Annotated in this window: 1 pseudogene; it reads right to left on the bottom strand. The window is 41.5% G+C overall.

The features are described 5' to 3' along the window. Window positions 1-362: pseudogene (locus ACTHUR_RS19620) on the bottom strand (outer membrane beta-barrel protein); the annotation flags it as partial. Window positions 363-480 lie beyond the last annotated feature (118 nt).

The raw sequence follows: 480 nt of genomic DNA, 5'->3' as shown, positions 1-480 counted from the left end.
GCACGGATATCGTATGCGCGGCGTGGTGCATTTTTGAGTGTGGCTGAGCCATAACTTGCTGAATCGTCGATATAATCCTCAGTTATATATTGTACACTTCCTGTGTAATCTGTTTTACCGCGCGAATAACGGCCTTCTAATTTTGCCGCATGGCGATCGTTGAAACGGTATTTTACGCCGGCATTAATAGACCATAAGTTGCCTTTTTGCTGCATTAAGCGACTACCATCTTGTTCGTATTCGCGATAGGTCTCGTTGTAATATTCGCTGCCAACGGTAAATTCAACAGGGCGGGCAGCCTGTGTACTTACGGCAGCAGAGAGTGCTAACACTGCAAAACAGAAATGAGCAGAATTTTTCATATAAATTCCTTTTACTTTATGAAAGCCAATGTGATAATTTGACAATACAGCATGATGAATTTCTAGGATTTGGTAAATATTAACAGGTGTAGTGAACGCTTGGTATGGTGTTTAATGA

The sequence above is a fragment of the Neisseria sp. P0021.S007 genome, assembly GCF_051956855.1.
Note: the sequence above shows the minus strand (reverse complement) of the source record. Positions and strands in the feature narration are given on the sequence as shown.